At 66.5% G+C, this 19,309-nt stretch carries 16 protein-coding genes and 7 pseudogenes; 17 read left to right on the top strand and 6 right to left on the bottom strand.

The annotated features are described in order from the left end of the window. The first annotated feature begins 84 nt into the window (after positions 1-84). From HNR25_RS18510 to HNR25_RS18550, 9 genes and pseudogenes are all read left to right on the top strand, one after another. Positions 85-1,254, top strand: a pseudogene (locus HNR25_RS18510) (IS701 family transposase). A 752-nt stretch (positions 1,255-2,006) separates the two neighbouring features. Continuing rightward, on the top strand, positions 2,007-2,870 hold the full coding sequence (locus tag HNR25_RS18515; protein ID WP_184637147.1) for an SDR family oxidoreductase: 864 nt from the start codon (positions 2,007-2,009) through the stop codon (positions 2,868-2,870). A gap of 405 nt (positions 2,871-3,275) precedes the next feature. Next, on the top strand, positions 3,276-4,247 hold the full coding sequence (locus tag HNR25_RS18520) for an ISAs1 family transposase (protein ID WP_184637149.1): 972 nt from the start codon (positions 3,276-3,278) through the stop codon (positions 4,245-4,247). 521 nt (positions 4,248-4,768) lie between these two features. Then, positions 4,769-6,229, top strand: a complete 1,461-nt coding sequence (gene ltrA, locus HNR25_RS18525; protein WP_184637151.1) for a group II intron reverse transcriptase/maturase — start codon at positions 4,769-4,771, stop codon at positions 6,227-6,229. 192 nt (positions 6,230-6,421) lie between these two features. Next, complete coding sequence (locus tag HNR25_RS26625) at positions 6,422-6,550, top strand: hypothetical protein (RefSeq protein WP_281387597.1); 129 nt, start codon at positions 6,422-6,424, stop codon at positions 6,548-6,550. A gap of 51 nt (positions 6,551-6,601) precedes the next feature. Then, positions 6,602-6,956 (top strand): annotated as a pseudogene (locus HNR25_RS18535) (integrase core domain-containing protein); the annotation flags it as partial. Further along, the gene (locus HNR25_RS18540) at positions 6,953-7,159 is read left to right on the top strand and encodes a hypothetical protein (RefSeq protein WP_184637156.1); all 207 of its coding nucleotides are present in this window, start codon (positions 6,953-6,955) and stop codon (positions 7,157-7,159) included. The pseudogene HNR25_RS18535 and the gene HNR25_RS18540, both read left to right, overlap by 4 nt. Positions 7,160-8,073: 914 nt before the next feature. Next, on the top strand, positions 8,074-8,679 hold the full coding sequence (locus tag HNR25_RS18545) for a dihydrofolate reductase family protein (protein WP_184637158.1): 606 nt from the start codon (positions 8,074-8,076) through the stop codon (positions 8,677-8,679). A gap of 183 nt (positions 8,680-8,862) precedes the next feature. Continuing rightward, positions 8,863-9,697, top strand: a pseudogene (locus HNR25_RS18550) (IS5 family transposase); the annotation flags it as partial. A gap of 50 nt (positions 9,698-9,747) precedes the next feature. Here HNR25_RS18550 and HNR25_RS18555 read toward each other — a convergent pair. Then, a complete protein-coding gene (locus HNR25_RS18555; protein WP_184637160.1) occupies positions 9,748-10,080 on the bottom strand; it encodes a histone-like nucleoid-structuring protein Lsr2 in 333 nt (110 codons plus the stop codon). A 560-nt stretch (positions 10,081-10,640) separates the two neighbouring features. On the opposite strand from HNR25_RS18555, the pseudogene HNR25_RS26100 reads away from it, so the two are divergent. The 5 genes and pseudogenes from HNR25_RS26100 to HNR25_RS27125 all read left to right on the top strand — a co-directional run. Beyond that, positions 10,641-11,132: pseudogene (locus tag HNR25_RS26100) on the top strand (site-specific integrase); the annotation flags it as partial. A 124-nt stretch (positions 11,133-11,256) separates the two neighbouring features. Then, positions 11,257-11,586, top strand: a complete 330-nt coding sequence (locus HNR25_RS18565; protein WP_184637164.1) for a hypothetical protein — start codon at positions 11,257-11,259, stop codon at positions 11,584-11,586. A 1,208-nt stretch (positions 11,587-12,794) separates the two neighbouring features. Beyond that, positions 12,795-13,115, top strand: a complete 321-nt coding sequence (locus HNR25_RS18570; protein WP_184637166.1) for a transposase — start codon at positions 12,795-12,797, stop codon at positions 13,113-13,115. Between the two features lie 194 nt (positions 13,116-13,309). Then, positions 13,310-13,474 (top strand): annotated as a pseudogene (locus tag HNR25_RS27120) (IS3 family transposase); the annotation flags it as partial. 66 nt (positions 13,475-13,540) lie between these two features. After that, positions 13,541-13,711 (top strand): annotated as a pseudogene (locus HNR25_RS27125) (IS3 family transposase); the annotation flags it as partial. Positions 13,712-13,722: 11 nt separating this feature from the next. Here HNR25_RS27125 and HNR25_RS25415 read toward each other — a convergent pair. The 5 genes and pseudogenes from HNR25_RS25415 to rfbB form a co-directional block, all read right to left on the bottom strand. Beyond that, the gene (locus HNR25_RS25415; RefSeq protein ID WP_221457703.1) at positions 13,723-13,998 is read right to left on the bottom strand and encodes a hypothetical protein; all 276 of its coding nucleotides are present in this window, start codon (positions 13,996-13,998) and stop codon (positions 13,723-13,725) included. Continuing rightward, positions 13,977-14,216: a transposase gene (locus HNR25_RS26895; RefSeq protein ID WP_221457704.1), complete on the bottom strand. Its 240-nt coding sequence runs from the start codon at positions 14,214-14,216 to the stop codon at positions 13,977-13,979. The genes HNR25_RS25415 and HNR25_RS26895 overlap by 22 nt, the downstream gene beginning before the upstream one ends. A gap of 164 nt (positions 14,217-14,380) precedes the next feature. Continuing rightward, a pseudogene (locus HNR25_RS27130) lies at positions 14,381-14,479 on the bottom strand (helix-turn-helix domain-containing protein); the annotation flags it as partial. A 90-nt stretch (positions 14,480-14,569) separates the two neighbouring features. Next, positions 14,570-15,526, bottom strand: a complete 957-nt coding sequence (gene rfbD / locus HNR25_RS18590; RefSeq protein ID WP_184637172.1) for a dTDP-4-dehydrorhamnose reductase — start codon at positions 15,524-15,526, stop codon at positions 14,570-14,572. 5 nt (positions 15,527-15,531) lie between these two features. Continuing rightward, positions 15,532-16,512, bottom strand: a complete 981-nt coding sequence (gene rfbB, locus HNR25_RS18595; RefSeq protein ID WP_184637174.1) for a dTDP-glucose 4,6-dehydratase — start codon at positions 16,510-16,512, stop codon at positions 15,532-15,534. Between the two features lie 147 nt (positions 16,513-16,659). Between rfbB and rfbA the strand changes: the two genes are divergently transcribed. The 3 genes from rfbA to HNR25_RS18610 all read left to right on the top strand — a co-directional run bounded on the left by rfbA (position 16,660) and on the right by HNR25_RS18610 (position 19,259). Then, positions 16,660-17,538: a glucose-1-phosphate thymidylyltransferase RfbA gene (rfbA, locus tag HNR25_RS18600; RefSeq protein ID WP_184637177.1), complete on the top strand. Its 879-nt coding sequence runs from the start codon at positions 16,660-16,662 to the stop codon at positions 17,536-17,538. A gap of 3 nt (positions 17,539-17,541) precedes the next feature. Next, on the top strand, positions 17,542-18,141 hold the full coding sequence (locus HNR25_RS18605) for a dTDP-4-dehydrorhamnose 3,5-epimerase family protein (RefSeq protein ID WP_184637179.1): 600 nt from the start codon (positions 17,542-17,544) through the stop codon (positions 18,139-18,141). A 194-nt stretch (positions 18,142-18,335) separates the two neighbouring features. Continuing rightward, entirely contained in the window at positions 18,336-19,259 is a 924-nt protein-coding gene (locus HNR25_RS18610; RefSeq protein ID WP_184637181.1) for an LLM class F420-dependent oxidoreductase, read from the top strand. Positions 19,260-19,309: the final 50 nt, after the last annotated feature.

Consider the following 19,309-nt stretch of genomic DNA (forward strand, 5'->3'; position numbering starts at 1 on the left):
CAGCGAGACTGAGACGATCAACGACTTTGAATCACCCCTGGAGTCTCCCCGGGCGGTGCGGACCCCTGGAGGAAACGTGACGCCGTGTACCCGAGCACGCCCGGCGTTGGGACCGAACCTACACCCCACGACCTCCTGCGCGGCCTGCTCGCCCCACTGGCGCGCAAGAACTGCTGGCCCCTATCCGAACACGCCGGCCACCCCGCCCCTACCGCTTCCAGCACCTACTCTCCCGCGCCCACATGGACCAATCCGGACTGGTCGCCGACCTGTGCGCCTACGCCCGCACCCACCTGGGCGACCACGACGCGGTCCTGATCCTGGACGAGACCGGCGACCTGAAGAAAGGCACCGAAACCGTCGGCGTCCAACGCCAGTACACCGGCACCGCCGGGTGTATCGAGAACGCCCAGGTCGCGGTCTACCTCGGCTACGCAACCCCCGCCGGGCACGCGTTGATCGACCACCGCCTCTACCTGCCCTGCTTCTGGACCACCGACCCACGAAAACTGCGAACAGCGGGCGTTCCCGACCACATCGCCTTCGCCACCAAGCCCCAACTCGCCGCGCAGATGATCACGACCGCCCTGGGCACCGACATCCCCGCGGCGTGGGTGGCCGCCGACGAGGTCTATGGAGGCAACCCGCACCGAGCGCATCACCCGGGCATCGGGCGCGGCCACCGTCGCCGAGCTGGCGGCACTGGTCCCCGAGACCGCCTGGGAGCGCCGCTCGGCCGGGCAGGGAGCCAAGGGCCGACGCTTCTACGACTGGGCCCGCATCGAAGCCGAACCCCACCCGGCCGGGCACCGGTGGGTGCTGATTCGGCGCCACCGCACCACGGGTGAACTGGTGTTCTACCGATGCTACGCACCCGAGGCGGTGCCGCTGAAGCGGCTGGTCGCCGTGGCCGGACGCCGGTGGGCGGTCGGGGAGAGCTTCCAGCAGAGCACGGGACTGGCCGGGTTGGACGAGCACCAGGTCCGCACCTGGACCTCCTGGCACCGTTGGCGCCTGTTCACGATGCTTGCCTACGCCTTCCTCGCGGTATGCGCGGCCATCGAAGCCCACGAGAGCCCGCACGCGGACGGGATGGTCGCGTTGACCTGCAACGAGATCGCGAATCTGCTCAACGCCCTGTTCGCCGCGGAACCCGATATCGAGCACGTGCTGGAGTAGTCGCTGTTCAGACGCTCCCACCAAGCCAGCGCCCGCCGATGCCACTACCGCAGACAGGCCACCCGAGAACCATGACAAAACGGAACTACAACTGGAGTGTTTTGAGGGTTTGCGGTCGAAGAATAGACATAATATGTTCTTGTTCTTTTTGGTGGGGCCGATGGTTCTGCATCTTCTTGAGTGCAATCTAAGCACTGTAACTATGTTTGGCGGTGACTCCGTGTGTGGGCGTGCCTATGGCGCTAAATAATGAATCATATTGCTGTGATGGCGGTAACCCAGGAAACGTTTTTTGGTCTCCCTGGCAAGGCCGAGAGTAACGTCCACGAGACTGAGGCCATGCTGGAAGAGTTCGAATGTCCCTCCAGGTCGAGCACACTGCTTTCCGATGGCTATACCGTCATCACCTTCTGATCGCCGAGCGCCGGTGCGATGATGAGATGGCGGAGAAGCGATCGAAATCGATCCGGGATTTTTTCCTCCATCCCGGTGAGTTGGTGCCCCGCCTTGGCTCAATCAGTGCCCTTGCCCCTGCCCCTGCGGGGTAGGTCACCTTGGTGGGTGGTTCCCGAGCAGTTGGCAGATGCTTCGTTTTAGGGATCGTTTAGTTCACTGAGAGATTTAACATCTCGCTCATGCGTCACCACTTTCCCGTTCGCGTCCTCCTGTGTGTAATGGGAGAGGCGGAGCGTTGCTCACGCAGTAAATCGGCGCAAGTAGGAGTCGGCCGGCCGAGTGAGCTGGCCTTGACGGTGTTGCCTGTTCTCGTGACGCCCATTGATGTCGCTTGTTTTCTGCGGAGAATGAATACCGATGGAAGGTGGAAGATGTCTGCGGATCGCGTGCAGGAAAATCGACCTCGGACCGCGTTGTACCACGACCGCGTCTCCGGATATCGAGAATTCGCTGGACAGACGGCCCTGGTTGCCTCCGCCAGTCGCGGGATCGGATACGCTATTGCCTACGAGCTGGCATCCCAGGGAGCTCAGGTAGCCTTGACAGCGCGTACGGAAGGTCCGCTGCAGGATGCCGCCGACGTTATCCAGAGGGAGACCGGGAGCCCAACACTGGCGATTCGTGCCAACAGCAGGAAGGATGCCGAGAGGCGGGCCGCAGTCGACCGCATCATGGAGCGATTCGGCAGGTTGGATCTTCTCGTCTACAACACAGGAATCAATCCGGTTGGCCATACCCCACTCCTCGAAACAGACCCGGATTCCCTGGTGCGTATGTTCGACAGCAACGTCGCTGGTGCTCTCGGCTACACTCAGCTTGCTTGGCAGAGCTGGATGGACGGATATGGTGGGTCGATCTTGTTGATGTCGACGGTCGGTGCATTCGGAGCCTTCCGCCTCGGCGCCTACAGCGCCACCAAGGCCGCGCTCCACCAATTGTCGGTGGATCTGGCCGATCAACTCGCCCCTCGGGTAAGGGTCAATACCCTCGCTCCAGCCTTTGTCCGGACCTCCTTCGCTGATTCGATCATGACCCTTCCCAATGAGATGGTCGCCGCCAGCTACCCGCTACAACGCATCGGTGATCCGGAAGATGTCGCCCACGCAGCGGCTTTCCTGCTTTCGCCACGGGCCTCATGGATCACAGGGGCGACGCTTCCGGTTGACGGTGGAAAGTCGATCTCCGCGGTGACTCACGACCGCCCCTACCCCTCTCCACACCAGCGCGTGCACTGACCAAGAGAGAGAACGCCAAGCCTGCTGGTGGTGTTCGCCATCACGCGCCGCGAAGCCAGAGGATTGTAGTAGGGCATGGGCGTATTTCCCTGATGAGTGACGCAGTGCCCCTGACCCTTCTCCTCGCGAAGATGGACACGTTTCCGGTCGCCCTGCCCAAGCTGCTGCGGGCCGCCGATCGGGCCAGGGTGCCGGGGACGTGGAATGCGTAGTGCATGGTCGCCGCCTTTGTTCCCGGCCCTTGTCCAGGGCGGTTGCAAAGTCGGGGGTGAGTGATGACTGTACTGGTCACAGCCTCGTAGCGATCCAGAGGAAGCCCGCGCACGCAACAACGGAGCCCGCTAGAAGGACAGGGACTCCTACATCTCTGACTTCCAAGGGACTCCGTTGCGCCTCCAGTCTGCCATGCCCTGCCTTGCCCTCTCCGCGCCGTCGAGCATGCCGCGCCTGCCGGGTGAGGACTGTGATCCCCGCGACCGGCGGGGACGGTGCCACCCGCTGGGATGCATCCTGCTCGCTGCCCTGTGCGCGGTGGTGGCCGGCGCCCGCTGCCTGGAGGCGATCGGCCAGTGGGCGGCCAACGCGCCCCAGCCCACCCTGGCCCGGCTCCACGCCCGCACCACCAGCCCGGCCCTGGGCCTGCGCCAGGCCCCCAGCCCCGCCACCATCCGCCGCGTGCTCACCGCGTTGGACCCGGCCGTGCTGCTGGGCCTCAGCGCCGTCGAGCACACCGCGGTGCTGATCGTCGACGGCAAGAGCCTGCGCGGGTCGGCCACCCCCGAATCCGGGCCCGCCCATCTGCTGGCCGCGATGACCGCCGAGGGGAGCACCGCCGCCCAGGTGCGGGTGGGCGACAAGACCAGCGAGATCGCGGCCCTGGGCGACCTGCTTGGCGGACTGGATACCGCCGGGTGTGTGGTCAGCGCCGATGCGCTGCATACCCAGACCGCCACCGCCGAGTACCTGGCCGGGCGCGGCGCCGATTACCTGCTGACCGTCAAGGCCAACCAACCCACCCTGTTCCGCCAGGCCAAGAAGCTGCCGTGGGCCCAGGCGCCGGTGCTGGACCGGGGCCGGGAGCGTGCACACGGGCGCGAGGAGGTGCGCACCGCCAAGGTGCTCACCGTTGCGGGGATCGCGTTCCCCTACGCCGCCCAGGTGGTGCGCATCCACCGGTGGGTGCGCATTATCGCCACCGGTCGGGCGCGACGCACCTATGCCTACCTGGTCACGAGCCTGTCGGCCGAACGAGCCGCAGCGGAGGAGTTGGCGCGCCTGGTGCGCGGGCACTGGCGCATCGAGGTGCGCCATGAGGCGCTTCGTTACCGGACGGGGGTGAAAGACCCCTGTCGCCCGGCCGTCGCAGCGGCCGGGTAGAAGCTGAGGGCAGCCACCATGCCGTAGGAAGCGTAGGCGTGGTGGTGGCAAGCGGCCCTGACACCGTCGGGATGTGCGGGCACTACCAGACCGCGCGGGCCCGGCCAGCAACTCACGAAGGGATACGCAAGGAACCGGTGCTTGACGCCTCGTTAGCCAGAACCGTTCTCAAACCTGGTGGATATGGGGCGGGACTGCGGTGCGGGCCGGGCTGTTTCGATAAGCAGGCTCCCGCCCGATACGGCTGCCGGCCGTGCCGGGCAGGTCGTCCCGCGAGTCTGCGGGCGGGACGACGACCGCCGGGGTATAGCCGGGTCCCTCACGTGAGGACCGGAACGGAGTGAACATGGGAACCGTGCGGGGTCTGCCCTCACCCACCGCCGCCTCCAGCGGCGGGGAGGGGCAGGCGCGCTGTCCGCTGTCGGGCCCCGCACGGGGCGGAGCGGCCGTAGTACTCCGAGGACGGTAACGCCGTCCGCATGGGGAAGGGCCGCAGCGAGTCACCGCAGCAAGGAGAGGAAATGTCAGGAGCCACGCTGGTGAACACCGGCGTTCCGTTCGATGCCGCCACGGCGGCCTCGCGGGTACTGGGAATTCAGTCCAAGCTGCACGATCGGGCGGCGGCCGACCCCGGCCGCCGGTTCGATGATCTGTTCAACCTTGTGGCCGACCCGGCGTTCCTGCTTCAAGCATGGCGCCGGGTCAGGGCGAACACGGGTGCGCGGACCGCGGGGGTCGACGGGTGGACCGCGTATGAGATCGAGAACACCGGCGATGGGCTTGCCGGGTTCCTGGCCCGTATACGCGCCGATGTGAAGGCGCGTGTGTTCGTCCCACTGCCTGTGGCGGAGCGCCGGATCCCGAAATCCGGTGGGAAGGTGCGTCGCCTGGGCATCCCGACGATCCGGGACCGTGTGGTCCAGGCCTCCCTCAAACTCGTGCTGGAACCGATCTTCGAGACCGGGTTCAGTTCGTCGAGTTATGGGTTTCGGCCGGGACGCAGGGCCCAGGACGCGATCGAGGACGTCATCCACCACGCCCGGGTGGGCTATGAGTGGGTGTTCGAGACCGATATCGCGGCGTGCTTCGACGAGATCTCCCACCCGGTCCTGATGGACCGGGTGCGTGCCCGCGTCGGGGACAAGAAGGTTCTGGCGCTGGTCAAGGCGTTCCTGCATGCGGGAGTCCTGACCGGTGAAGGCGACCTTCGCAACACGCCGTCGGGCACACCACAGGGCGGGATCTTGTCGCCGCTGCTCGCCAACATCGCCCTGAGCGCGATCGACGAGCACTTCGACGCGCAGTGGGACCGGCACGGCGGTAACACCGGGCGCCGCAGGCACCGCAGACGCGGTGGGGCGACGTACCGGCTGGTGAGGTACGCCGACGACCTGGTCGTCCTGGTCCACGGCACCGTCGGGCACGCCCACGCTCTACGCGGCGAAGTCGCCGACGTCGCAGCCCGTCTCGGGCTGCGGCTGGCCGCCGACAAGACCCGCACTGTCCACATCGACGACGGGTTCGACTTCCTCGGGTTCCGCATCCAGCGGCACACTCAATGGGGGACCGACCGCCGTCGGGTCTACTCCTACCCCTCGGTCAAGGCCGCCAAGGCGGTCCGGGCCAAGGTCAAGGAGATGACCGGACGACAGACCATGAACATGGACCCCGCAGTGGTCTTCACCCGTCTCGGGCAGATCCTGCGGGGCTGGACCAACTACTACCGTCACGGGGCCTCGAAGATCGCGTTCAGCGAACTCGATCATTACGTGTGGCACCGGGTCTGGAAGTGGTTGCGCCGACGTCACCGGCGTCGGCACTGGAGATGGATCGTCCGCACTTACGGTTCGCCCCGCGACCGGTGGGGTTACGCCGCTGACGGTGTGGACCTGTTCCGTCCCGCGGCGGTGCCCATCCAGCGGTACCTCTACCGGGGCAACGCGATCCCGCTCCCGTGGTCCAGGCAGTCAGAGAACAGTTGACGCCCGAGGGACTCGTGGAGAGCCCGGTGCCGGGAAACTGGCACGCCGGGTTCGGGCGAGCGGCCAGGGGAAACGACCAGCCGAAACGCTGGAACCGCGCCCCTGGCCGACTCGCACGCCCGCCACCACATCCGCGACGTGAGTTTCGGCGAGGACGCATCGCGGGTGCGCACGGGTCATGCGCCGCAGAACATGGCTCTGCTACGCGACGCCGCGATCGGCGTGCTGTCCGGATTGGGGTTCGCGAGTATCCCTGCGGCCTACCGGTGGGTGGGCTATGACTGCTTCACCCGCCCGCTCGATCTCCTCGGCATAGCGTGACCAGCGGTTACGCCAGCCAACACGGAGAATGAAACCGCCCTGGACGTGACCGGGTTGATTCACCATTTTCGACCGCGGAGTTCAGTATCGGGCCGTTCGCTATACCGAGCGCCTGGCCGAAGCCGAGGCAGTCGCGCCGGTCGGCTCCCGCGGGGATTCCTACGATAACGCGATGGCTGAGGCATTCAATTCGCTGTTCAAGGGCGAGTTGATCCACAACCCCGTGAAACGCGGCCGCGGCTGGGCATCAGTCAACGATGTCGAGCTCGCTGTCGCCGAGTACGTCGACTGGGACAACCACCGGCGCCTCCACGGCGAGCTGGGCCAACGTGCTCCCGCCGAGGTCGAGGCCGCTCACCGCATGAGCGGCTACGATCAGTCCGCCGAGCCCGTGCGGGCCGGATGACAGTCAACGACGCCTGCAACAAACTCAGGGCGCAACACGGCGTCGGCGAAGGCTACGGGCCAGCCGAACGGGCAGTCGACGCCGGCACGATCCCCCTCAGCCAATCCGGACAGCAACTCCAGGCCGTCGCCCCCCGCCCCGACGCCCTCGCCGACACCCGCCGCGTCATCACCGCACTCAACGGACTGTCCGCCCACGGCTAGCGCCGTCTGGCGCGCCACCATCCCGCACCCGCGCGCCCGATCCGACTCGCTGCTGAGTCGCCTGGTCGTCAGCTATCTGGACGACCACCCCGATGCCCGGGCCAAGGACATCGCGCACGCGCTCGACCGGCCCCGCGTCTCGGTACGCAGCCGGTTGCGCGCGCTGCAGGAGGAGGGACACGCCCAGTGCCGACTCGATCCCGACCCGCCTGTCACAGGAAGCTCCCCGTTGCTGTGGCGGTCGGCCGCCCCCCAGCCGCGGCCGCCGCGACGGCACCGACGACGGCGGCAGCGAACGGGTGCGCCAGACCGTCGCCGACCGTCCCGACAGCACCACCGCCGACCTCGCCCGCCTCGTGGGCCCCGCAGCGCCGGTAATGGCCCACCTCACCCGGTTGCAGCACGAGGGCGCCATCAGCCAGTCGCCGACACGCAAGACGTGGGTGGCCAACAAGCGCGCCACCCCGGCCTCGCTGAATCCGCAGCGCACCGACGCGCCCGCGCTTGCTCCCGCGGCAGCGGCTGTGACCCGGGCCCTGCGTGAGCGCGCGGCGTCCGTCGAGGAAGCCGACGGCACCGGACCGGAACAGGGCAATTGCCTCATCGTGCTGCGTTCGGCCCCTTTTGCACGACCCCGCCGCGGCCCTGCAGGCGGCTCGTCCCGAGTAAGAGATCGTGCGGGTAGGGATCGTTGTTTACGAGCGACGCATTCGCGGACGCCTCGCAACGCGCGGGCGCGAAGGCATGCTGGGCGCACGTCGACCGCTCCGAAACGCAGTGCCACGCTGCCTCCCGCTCCTCGGACGAGACGATCGGCTGCAGCGTCATGGATTTCCTCGTTACCTCACAGCCCGGCGATGAGTTTGTGGCTCCCGGCCGGTCAAAGCTCATGACACCCTAGAAAGGACACCGCCATGTCGGAGCTTCTCGTTGACTTCATCACCTCCCTCGACGGCCACGCATCGGGAGAGGGATGGCCCGGGTTCTGGGGCCTTGAGGGCCCGGAGTACCTCGCCTGGCTCGGCGAGCAGCCCGAGGCCACCCACCTGATGGGAGCGAATACCTACCGCCAGATGTCGGGCTTCGCCGCTGGCCAGGTCCCGAATGGCCAAGACGAGTTCAGGCCCGAAGAAGAAGCGTCCGTCGACGAGCTCACGCAAGCGTCCAAGGTGGTGTTCTCCTCCTCACTCGAGGAGCCACTGACGTGGGCCAACTCCACGCTCGTCCGCGACGACGCTGTCGAGGCGGTCCGCGCCATGAAGTCGAGTGGCTCGGGGCTCCTCAGCACGATCGGCAGCCTGAGCCTGTGCCGGTCCCTGCTACGAGCCGGTCTCGTCGACCGCTTCCGGGTCGTGATGTTCCCGGTGATCACCGGGGCCACGGGCGCAGAACGCATCTACGACGGCTATCCGGACGTCGCCCTCGAGATGATCGAGCACCGCACCTTCGACGGCCGCATCCAGCTGGTCGAGTACAAGCCTCGGGTGCTCGAGCACCCGCCGCTCGGCTCCCCTGCGTGACGTCGCCCCGCCCGCCGGTCTGGACCGTCGCCGGGCCGGCGGGCGCGGAGCAAGCTATAGAAACAGCTGTGCTACGAGAGCGCCCGGGTAGGTGGGTGTCGGTGATGCCGAACAGGCACGAGCCTCGGTAGCAGAAGAGGTGTTCTACGCCGTCTTCTCTCCCCTGAGGTCCTCGCGCCTGCCCTGCCATCTCCTGTCATCGAACCGGTCTGGGACCAGTTCGCCGTGCTGATTCCCGAACGCATCGATACTCGTCCGCTGTGCTGCCACAACCCACGCATCCCCGACCGGACCGTGCTCGACAAACTCGTCCAGGTTCTGGTGCTGGGCGCCTCCTATGAACGGATCGCCGACTCGTCTTGTTCGGCGACCACCATCCGCAACCGACGCGACGAGTGGATCGCGGCCGGGGGGCTTCACCCAACTCGAGTAACTGTGTCTGGAGGCCTACGACAAGAGCGTCGGCCTCGACCTGAGCGAGCTCACCGTTGATGGGTGCACCGTCAAGGCACCCTGCGGCGGCGAAGCCGCAGGCAGATCGCCCTGTAGGCCGAGGGAAGCAGGGCACCGAACGCTCCCTGCCGGTCGACGCCACCGGCATCCCGCTGGGTGCGTGATCGCGGGCGCGCATCGCAATGACTCACCGCCGCTGCGACCCACGCTGGAGGATCCCGGCCGGTTCGGTCAGAGCATGGGCGCCGGTCTGCCCGACGGCATCACAGTGCATCCCGACGCTGGCTACGACTCGGCCAAGACCCGTGACCTGCTCGACGAACTCGGCTGCGATGGTGTGATCAGTCAGAAGGACGTCCCACTCCAAGCGGGCAAGCGATGGTTCGTCGAACGCACCAACTCCTGGCACAACCGCGGGTTCCGCAAGCTCGCGGTCTGTACCGAACGACGCGCCCGCGTCATCAGCGCCTTCAGCGCTCTCGCCAACGCCGTCGTCGTGACCTGACGACTACTGATTGATTCCCGGGTCACTCACCGCTGGGACGATCGGCCAACCCGTCGACCGTGGCGCCTACCTGCGGAACCCCTAACCGCCATCACCCGCCGGGCCGGGCATCAATGGGCGGCTTCATACTCGGCGATGATCGAGGCGGGGATACGTCCCCGGTCGTTGACCTGCTTGCCCTGCTGCTTGGCCCACGCGCGGATTTCGGCGGTGCGCTCTCTGCTGCTGCTCTGCTGACTCTTGCGCTTGGAGACCGCGGCCTTCGTGCTCCGCGCCTTGCGCGCGGACTCGACGAACGGGGTGAGCGACCGGCGCAATTCCTCGGCGTTGTCGGCGTTGAGGTCGATCTCATAGGACTTGCCGTCGAGCGCGAAGGACACGGTCTCCTCGGCCGTGCCGCCGTCCACGTCGTCGACGAGCAGTACCTGCACCTGCTGTGCCATTGCGGATCCTTTCGAAACATGTCGCGGAACATGTGAATATGAGATGGAAGTCTGAAGTATCGGCCTTCCATCGGGTGCGTGTCCTCGATGGACACGGCGCATGCTCGCTTACATCGGAGTGGTGGCAGATCCCGGGATGCATCCACCGAATCCCTCTGAGCGGCTGCTTACCGACTACCGCTCATCGTTCTTACGGCGCATTTCTACGCCAGAAATGTATTCGCGTCAAGCGACGGTATCGATATCGCGTAACGGTTCGTGGGTACCCCTATCCGTCCGAAGGAGCGTATGCGTTCCAGTTCCGGCAGGAACCGTCGCGTGTCGGCGTTCGCAAGGCTTCGAGATGGAAGGGATTTCGGACCGAAGAACCTCCCGCCACCGGCGGTCACCGATTCCACACGCGCGACTCCGCAAATGCCGACGAATGCCCGGATGTGTATGCGACGATGAAGAGCTTGCGTCCGGTGCGGTGCCGATACCGGCGCCGCACCGGGCACGGAACGCGCAACTTAGGCGCGATCCGCCGAAGGCGGCCGTTGCACCGTAGTGCCGAGACCAGCCTGGAGGACCAGGCCGTCGATATCCGCATCCAGATGATCCAGCTCGGCTGGGACACGCTGACCTCCGTGCCCAAGAGCCGCGCCGGGGAGCGGAGCGTCACGCTGGACGAGGCGACCACCCGGGTCCTGCAGGAGTGGCGTACCCGCCAGAACAAGGAGCGTCTGGCCGCCGGGCCCGACTGGAACGAGTCCGGGTTGGTGTTCACCCACCCCGACGGGACGGGGCTGCGGCCCTCGTGGGTCAGTGAGGAGTTCGCCCGCATCGCCGCCCGGGCCGGTCTGCCGCCGATCCGTCTGCACGATCTGCGCCACGGCGCGGCCTCGCTGAGCCTGGCCGCCGGGGTCGACGTCAAGGTGGTGTCGGCGGAGTTGGGCCATTCCACTACGGCGTTCACTCAGGACACGTATCAGAGCGTGTTTCCCCGTGTGGCCCGCGAGGCGGCCGAGGCCACGGCCGGGTTGCTGTCCGGCGATGCCGCCCGGCAGGCCTGACACCGGCCACACCGCGCCGCTCCTCGCCCGTCGCCGCGCCTACGGGCATCGGCGCGGGCAGAGGGCACCGCGCCGCCGGTTCCGTGCCTGCGCTTGTCCCGCTCGATGAGAGGAAGGAGCTTCGTTGTCTGCGGATTCCCGCAGCGTCCACCTCGGCGATCCCGTCCTGAGCCGGGACATCCTGGTGGCCAACCTCGCCGATTCCATCGCCGGCGCCCCCTCCGACCGGCTCCTGCATTCGTTGGCTCGGATGTTCACCGTCCACGTCGACGACCGCCTCGAGCCCGGATTCGCCTGGGTCCCGCGCTATGCGGCCCTGGTCGGCCCCTACGGCCACCGCGACGGTCCCGCTCTTGAGGAGATGGAGCGGCTGATCCGCCACGGTTTCGAGGACGTCCTGCTGCTGATGCCGGGCAGCAACCGCCGGGTCGGAGCCGTGCCGCCCCGCGCGTAGCTCAGGCCGAACGCACGCGCGGGCAGTGGTCGTTCAGACGCCAGGGTGGTGTCGATGCTTTCTGGCTTGGCGGTTCGTGGTGTGAATCCCGATCGGCGTCTGCCAGGGGCCGCGAGCTCATGACGGCCGGGTGCCGGCGGCCCGGTGGTTATGGTTGGCATTGCGGGTGGAGAGTGAGGGTCGCGCGCACGCGAGTCTGCGTCTGGCGGGATAGCCGGGTAGTGAGAACTGAGAGTGATTGTGTGATTACGACGTTGTCCGTCGGTGGCCGAATTCCGGTTAAGAAACAATAACGGCGTGCGTTTTCGCAGGTCGGTAAGTCCGAGCCCCACGGACGTGGGGATGGACCGGAGCCCCGTTGCCGTATCCGCAGTGGTTTGCCCCGAGCCCCACGGACGTGGGGATGGACCGCGCGCGCCGCACGGTGCCGGTGAGGGCACCGGCCGATCCCCACGGTTGTGAGGAGGTACCGTTCACGATCACCGATGAGCACCGATATCCGCTATCAGCCCGAGGGCCCGCCACGAGGGTCGTGCAGCGGCCGGTGTGGGACCGACGTGGGCCACGGCGGGACCGGCGGGGGTGGTTTCGGAGGAAAGGACGCCCGGGCCGCTGCGGAACCGCCCGCTGGGCCGGGAGCCCGCTGACCTGCAGTGGCGACTGAGTCCGAACTTGAGAGCACACGTGGAGCACACGCGGCCGTCAACGGAGGGCCAAGCGAGGGCATGCACGCCGCTCACCTGCAATAATAGGTGCACCTGGCAGGATTCGAACCTGCGGCCGTCGGATTAGAAGTTCCTTCGAATTGTTTCTCGTAGCGTCGAATAATGCCGCTACCTGCTATTTTATCCACCGGAGTTCCATCGTCAATGCTGTGCTGTGACGCGGTGTGCCGCCCGCGTCCGTGACAGCCGAGCACCGATGGAGCACACGCCCTTGCTAATGGATTTCCAGTTGATATGGCGGTCTCCTGCATCGAGCGAGAATGAGCAGTTGGCTTCCATGCCATTGAGTTCGATGTTGCAGGATGGTGACGCCCTACGTCGTTGCAGGTAGGTTGCTGAGCGTCCCGCGCAGGAGTGGGGCGGACTCCGCCGGCACCGCCGAGGCGGAACCGGAGATCGAGCGTCCCGCGCAGGAGTGGGGCGGACGACCGGTGTTGCGCCCCGGGTTCTGTGCAGGCTCTGATCCCAGGAAGGATGCAGAGCATGGCAGCACCGAAGAAGTACAGCGACGAGTTGCGTGAACGCGCCACACGCATGGCGTTGGACGCGATCGCGGCCGAGGGCCAGAGGATGGGGCCGACCCGCCGCATCGCCGACCAGCTGGACATCCACCCCGAGGCCCTGCGCTCCTGGGTCAAGCGGGCCGAAGCCGACACCGGCCGGGCACCGGGCCGGGCCGGCGAGGACGCCGAGCGCATCGCCCAGCTCGAACGCGAGAACCGCGAGCTCAAGCGAGCCAATGAAATCCTCAAGACATCTGCGGCTTTTTTCGCGCAAGCGGAGCTCGACCGCAAAACGAAGTGACCCGAGGCGGATCACACGACCGCGAAGTCCCGGTCGCGGTGGTCATCGACGATATCGACGCCCACCGCGACCGGATCGTCGAGGGGAAGAAGCTCGGAGTCGAGCCGATCTGCGCAGTCCTGAACGACGCGGGCGTGCGGATCGCTCCGCGGACCTATTACGCGTCGAAGACGCGCGCGCCCGCGGCGCGCACCGTGCGCGGCGCGGAACTCAAAAAGGAGATCATGCGCGTGTTCGGCGACAATTACGGGGTCTACGGTGCGCGGAGGGTCCATGCGGTGCTTAAGCGCGAGGGAATCCGCGTGGCGCGCTGGACCGTCGAGCGGCTGATGCGCGCCCTGGGCCTGCAGGGCCTGCAACGCGGGAGGCGGCCGAGGACGATGCTGGGCGCAGGGCCGGCATCCGGAGTCAAGCGCGGCCGCGGGTGGGCCTCGATCAACGACGTCGAGTTCGCTGTGGCGGAGTACGTCGATTGGTACAACCACCGGCGCCTCCACGGCGAGCTCGACCACCGCGCTCCGGCCGAGGTCGAGGCGATCTATCGGGCGGCAGGCTATGATCACAACGCCGAACCCGCCCGGGTCGGAGACAGGTAACGCAGCCTGCATCAAAACCGGGGCGCATCAGTCACCGCGACTACCAGTACGAGCCCGAGGGTGTCGGTGCTCAGGTGGCGCTTGCGGCCGGTGGTCTTCTTGCCCGCGTCGAACCCGCGGTCGGGGCCGCCTTCGCTGGATTTGATCGACTGGGCGTCCAGCACCGCGGCCGAGGGCTCGGGGTCGCGGCCCTCGGCGGTGCCACCAGGTCGCGCAACCCGTTGTGGAGGCGGTCCCAGGTGCCGTCGTCGGCCCAGGGGCGGTATCAGCGGTAGGCGGCGTCCCACGGCAGCAGGTCGCGGGGGATCATCCGCCACTGGCACCCCGAGCGCAGCACGAACAGGATCGCGTCGAGCACCAGCCGGTCGCCGTACTTGCACGGAGCGCCGCCTTTGCGCCGGTAGCGGACGGGCATGAGGGGTTCGATCAGCGCCCAGGCGGCGTCGGACAGGTCGGAGGGATAGCATTGGGCATCAGCGGCCCCGGAATCTTTGCATCGGAACACCAAGCGATCATTCCGGGGCCGCGTCATGTCGGAGCATGCGGGGCGGCCTGTTACCGACCGCTCGTCCCCGAATACCCAACAGTCACTCAGAGGTCGAAGGCCTCTGGCGACGAAAGTGCTCACCTGCTGGCGGCTACGTCACCGAGTCCTTCCGACCCGGCAAGTCCCATTAGGCGGGCGATGGCGCGCACACCCTCCCCGCGTGCATACGCGAGCGTGATCTCCTCGCGTTCAGCGAGGGTGAGCATGTGTCGTGTTCTGATGAGCAACCCCTGTGACCTGTGGTGTTGCTACGACGGTATGACACCATCCTCCGTTGCGCAGGAACTCCGCCCGGCGCGTGGTCTCTTCGGCTATTCAGGGGTACCCGTCAATCGGTCCGTGCGGACGGCATCCGGGATCGAGGCGCGGAGGGCGGGAAGCTGATCAAACGCATCCGTGAGTTGGGTGCCCCAGTGTTGCAGTGGCAGGAGCCCGGCAGAAGCCCATCTGTCGTGGCTCAGTACGCTAAACGCCGGACGTTTCGCCCGCTGGGGGAAAGCCTCGGATGAGATAGGCTGAATCCGTTGCGGATCGAGTCCTGCGTGCTCGAAAATGGAGCGAGCCAGTTCGTACCAGGTGGTCTGCCCGGCGGCGGTGCCGTGATAGATGCCCGCGGGGGCCTCTCCCTCGAACGCCTTACCGCCCAACTCCACCAGCTTGTGCGCCAGGGCGCGGTTCCACGTCGGCTGCCCGTGCTGGTCGTCGACCACCTCCACGGTTTCCCGGCGTGTCGCGAGGTCCAGCATGGTGGTTATGAAGTTACGCTCTTTCCCTCCGTAGAGCCAGGCAGTTCGGATGACATAGCCGTGACGGGGCAGCACTTCGGCGACTGCGCTCTCCCCGGCGAGCTTGCTTCGCCCGTAGGCGTTCAGCGGACCCACCGGATCATCTTCGCTATACGGGACACAGCCGTCGCCCGGAAAGACATAGTCGGTAGAGACGTGAAGCAGCTTCGCTCCCGATGCGGAACAAGCTCCGGCCAGGTGCCGTACGCCCGTGCCGTTGACTTCGGTTGCGGCCTCCTCGGCGGACTCCGCCGCGTCGACATTGGTCCATGCCGCGGCATTGACCACCACGTCATGGCCTGCGACGGCGTCCTGAACCGCTGCGGAGTCGGTGATGTCGAGACCGGCTCGGGAGACGCCGGTCACCTCCGCTCCAGGATCCGCCCCGAGCGCTCTGAGCAGCTCCTGGCCGAGGGCCCCCGAAGCGCCGGTCACGAGCCAACGAGCGAAGCCTGCTGGCCTTCGGTGATTCACTGCTATCATGGCTGCTACTTCTCCTTCAGCGGTTTCCACCAGTCGCTGTTCCGCCGGTACCAGGCGACCGTGTCCTGCAGCCCTTCCGCGAAGTCGATTCCGGGCCGGTACCCCAATGTCCTGAGGGCCTTGCTGTAGTTCAGGGAGTACCTCGCGTCGTGTCCCTTGCGATCCCGGACCCGCTCCACCATGTCCCAGCTCGTGCCCGTCGCCTTCAGCAGGACCCCGGTGAGTTCCTCATTCGTCATCTCGACGCCCCCGCCGATGTGATACACGTCGCCGGCCCGGCCGTACCGCAGTGCGCGCAGGACGCCTTGGCAGTGGTCGGATACATGGACCCACTCGCGCACGTGGCGTCCGGAGCCGTACAACGGCACCTTCTTGCCCTCCAGCAGGTTCGTGATGAATAGCGGAATGACCTTCTCGGGGAACTGGTAGGGACCGTAGTTGTTGGAGCAGCGCGTTACCACCACGTTCAGTTCGTGCGTGCGGTGGTAGGCGAGGGCAAGCAGGTCGGAGCCGGCCTTGGAGGCTGCGTAAGGGGAGTTCGGTGCCACCAGACTGTCCTCCGTCCAGGAACCGTGGGGTATCGACCCGTACACCTCGTCCGTCGAGACGTGGACGAAGCGGCCGATTCCTCGGCGAACAGCGGCGTCCAAGAGGACCTGCGTGCCGAGAACGTTGGTGGTGACGAAGGGGCTCGAGCTCCTTATGGAGCGATCGACGTGGGATTCGGCAGCGAAATGCACCACGGCGTCGTGGTCGGCCATCAACGCGTCGACCAGGTCCCCGTCGCAGATGTCGCCGTGCACGAAGGAGTATCCGGGGTATTTCGCGGCGTCTGCAAGCCCGGAATTCGAGCCCGCATAAGTGAGCTTGTCCAGGACGGTGATTTTGATATTACTATACGTGTTCGGTGTGCTGGGCGTCAAGAGGAGGCTTCGGACAAACTCCGAGCCGATAAATCCGGCGCCGCCGGTGACAAGTATTCGCATGGGACCGAAGCTTAGTGTGCGGCCGTGACGGGTGACAGTGGCGGGACCGGCAGTCGGCATGCTTCCCTGTCGGCGGCACCGACATTCTCTCTGTGCAGTCGAAGGAGGAAGCGGGCCGGAATCCAGAATTCCGGCCCGCGGGCAACGATGCGAGGAATACTTCTTGCCGGCGGTACGGGTTCCCGGCTCTGGCCGACGACCCGCGCTGTCTCAAAGCAGCTCATCCCGGTCTACGACAAACCCATGGTCTACTACCCGCTGAGCACCCTCATGATGGCGGGAATTCGCGAGATACTTGTGATCACCACTCCTGAGGAAAAGGGTCAATTCCAGCGGCTGCTCGGCGACGGATCTCACCTCGGCCTGGCTCTGAGCTACGCGGCGCAGGAACGCCCGGAAGGCATCGCCCAGGCCTTCGTGATCGGCTCCCACTTCATCGGGGACGACCCGGTGGCGCTCATCCTCGGGGACAACATCTTCCACGGAGGTGGCCTGGGTACGCGGCTGTGGCAGCACCGCAACCCCCAGGGCGGCCGGATCTTCGCCTACCCGGTGGCGGACCCGAGGGCCTACGGCGTCGTCGAGTTCGACGCGAAGGGAGCCGCCCTCACCATCGAGGAGAAACCTGCCGAGCCGAAGTCCAAATACGCCGCAGCCGGCATGTACTTCTACGACAACGAGGTGGTGGAGCTGGCCGGAAAGCTGCAGCCCAGCGAGCGGGGCGAACTCGAGATCACCGCGATCAACGAGGCCTACATGCAACAGGGACGTCTCCATGTGACGGTGCTCGACCGAGGCACGGTCTGGCTGGACACCGGGACCTTCGCCTCTCTGGTTCAGGCATCGGAGTACGTACGGGTCATCGAGGAGCGCCAGGGCTTCAAGATCGGCTGTGTGGAGGAGGTCGCCTGGCGGCGCGGGTTCATCGATGACCAGCAACTGCGTGAGCTGGGAAGCCCGTTGCTCAAGAGCGGTTACGGCCAGTACCTGCTCGGCCTCGTCGACAACCCTTCCAAGGAGTGGTGAGCCGTGGAAATCCGCCCCTTGGGGATCGAGGGGGCCTGGCAGATCACCCCCCAGCAGCACACGGACGACCGGGGAGGGTTCGCGGAGTGGTACCGGTTCGACCTGCTTGCGTGCGAGATCGGGCATCCGCTGCGCCTGGCTCAGGCCAATCTCTCCGTCTCGCGGCGTGACGTCCTGCGTGGCATCCACTTCGCGGACGTACCGCCTGGACAAGCCAAGTATGTGACTTGCGTGCGGGGAGCGGTTCTGGATGTAGTCGTGGACCTGAGAGTGGGATCACCCTCTTACGGCCGGTGGGAGAAGATCCTGCTGGATGAGACCGACCGGCGGTCCGTTTACCTCGCCGAAGGGCTCGGGCACGGGTTCTGCGCCGTCACTGACGATGCGACGGTGACCTACCTGTGCTCGGAGACCTACAACCCGGCTCGTGAGCACACAGTCCACCCGCTCGACCCCGACCTCGGCATCGCGTGGGGCACGGCGGACCCGCTGTTGTCCCCGCGCGATACGGCCGCGCCGTCGCTGGCCGAAGCCCGCGCCTCCGGATTGCTTCCCGAGTACGGTTCCTGCCGGCAGCTGGAATGCAGTCGGGCCGCCTCCTGATATCCAAGGTCGGCCACCAGCCAGGGGAGGGCCTGCGCAGCAGCAGCACCGACGGCCAACAGATCCTCGTCGACGGGCTGTCTAACCGATTACCAGCCGCATTCGGACAGAGCGCTGACATCGGCACTGAGCGGGACTCCGCGGTGAAGGACGGACACTCGTCTCATCCGTGGACCCGAGCTAAGCTTGGCCCCGTGGAATTGTTTATAACGACAGAACCCCAACAGGGTGCGGAATACTCGGGACTGCTCAGTCTGGCTCGGTGCGCCGAGGATGCAGGATTCGAAGGATTCTTCCGCTCCGACCATTACCAGCACTTGGGCGAGGTCGCTCCGGCATCAAGTCCGACCGATTCATGGATCAGTCTGGCCGGATTGGCTCGGGAAACAACGCGCATTCGACTCGGCACGCTGGTCACGTCCGCCACATTTCGCCATCCGGGCCCGCTGGCCATTACGGTCGCCAACGTGGATCAGATGTCGGGAGGGCGCGTCGAGATCGGCCTCGGAACCGGCTGGTACGAAGCGGAGCACACCAGTTACGGCATCCCCTACCCGAGCATTAACGAGCGGTTCGACAAGCTGGCCGAGCAACTCGCGATTATCACCGGCCTGTGGACGTCCGAGGGGCCGTACTCCTTCAACGGTAAGCACTACACGCTCACGGACTCGCCTGCGCTTGCGAAGCCCGTGCAGTCCCCCCACCCTCCGGTCATCGTCGGGGGCACGGGGAAGCGGCGGACGCCTGACCTCGCCGCCCGCTTCGCCAACGAGTACAACCTGCCGTTCGGCACCCCGAAAGACGCCGCTGGGCAGTACCAGAGGGTCGCAGAGGCGTGCACAAGTATCGGCCGCGACCCGAGGAGCCTGCGTCTGTCTGCGGTGCTCCCGGTCTGCGTCGGTCCCGACGAGGCCACTGTCGCCCGACGTGCCGCCGCCACAGGTTTCGATCCGGCTGTTCTCCGCGAGATCGGCGTCGCCGGCACCCCTGCCGAGGCGGTCGACGCCCTGGGCCGCTGGGGAGAGGCCGGCGCCCGACGCGTCTATCTGCAGGTCCTCGACATGACCGACTTCGACCACGTCGAATACATCGCCTCCCAGGTCGCACGCCAACGGTGACCCGTCGCCACAGCGACGCGGCACGACAACGGCGGACAAGCGGCGACCGA

It is taken from the genome of Streptomonospora salina (genome assembly GCF_014204715.1).
Taxonomy (GTDB): Bacteria; Actinomycetota; Actinomycetes; order Streptosporangiales; family Streptosporangiaceae; genus Streptomonospora; species Streptomonospora salina.

Bases quoted from the DNA above. Each gene is read 5' to 3' on its own strand.
- rfbB (WP_184637174.1), bottom strand. From the start codon at position 16,512: ATGCGAATACTTGTCACCGGCGGCGCCGGATTTATCGGCTCGGAGTTT.
- rfbD (WP_184637172.1), bottom strand. From the start codon at position 15,526: ATGATAGCAGTGAATCACCGAAGGCCAGCAGGCTTCGCTCGTTGGCTC.
- HNR25_RS26625 (WP_281387597.1), top strand. From the start codon at position 6,422: ATGGCTCTGCTACGCGACGCCGCGATCGGCGTGCTGTCCGGATTGGGG.
- ltrA (WP_184637151.1), top strand. From the start codon at position 4,769: ATGTCAGGAGCCACGCTGGTGAACACCGGCGTTCCGTTCGATGCCGCC.
- HNR25_RS18540 (WP_184637156.1), top strand. From the start codon at position 6,953: ATGACAGTCAACGACGCCTGCAACAAACTCAGGGCGCAACACGGCGTC.
- HNR25_RS18555 (WP_184637160.1), bottom strand. From the start codon at position 10,080: ATGGCACAGCAGGTGCAGGTACTGCTCGTCGACGACGTGGACGGCGGC.
- rfbA (WP_184637177.1), top strand. From the start codon at position 16,660: ATGCGAGGAATACTTCTTGCCGGCGGTACGGGTTCCCGGCTCTGGCCG.
- HNR25_RS18570 (WP_184637166.1), top strand. From the start codon at position 12,795: ATGGCAGCACCGAAGAAGTACAGCGACGAGTTGCGTGAACGCGCCACA.
- HNR25_RS18545 (WP_184637158.1), top strand. From the start codon at position 8,074: ATGTCGGAGCTTCTCGTTGACTTCATCACCTCCCTCGACGGCCACGCA.
- HNR25_RS18520 (WP_184637149.1), top strand. From the start codon at position 3,276: ATGCCCTGCCTTGCCCTCTCCGCGCCGTCGAGCATGCCGCGCCTGCCG.
- HNR25_RS18515 (WP_184637147.1), top strand. From the start codon at position 2,007: ATGTCTGCGGATCGCGTGCAGGAAAATCGACCTCGGACCGCGTTGTAC.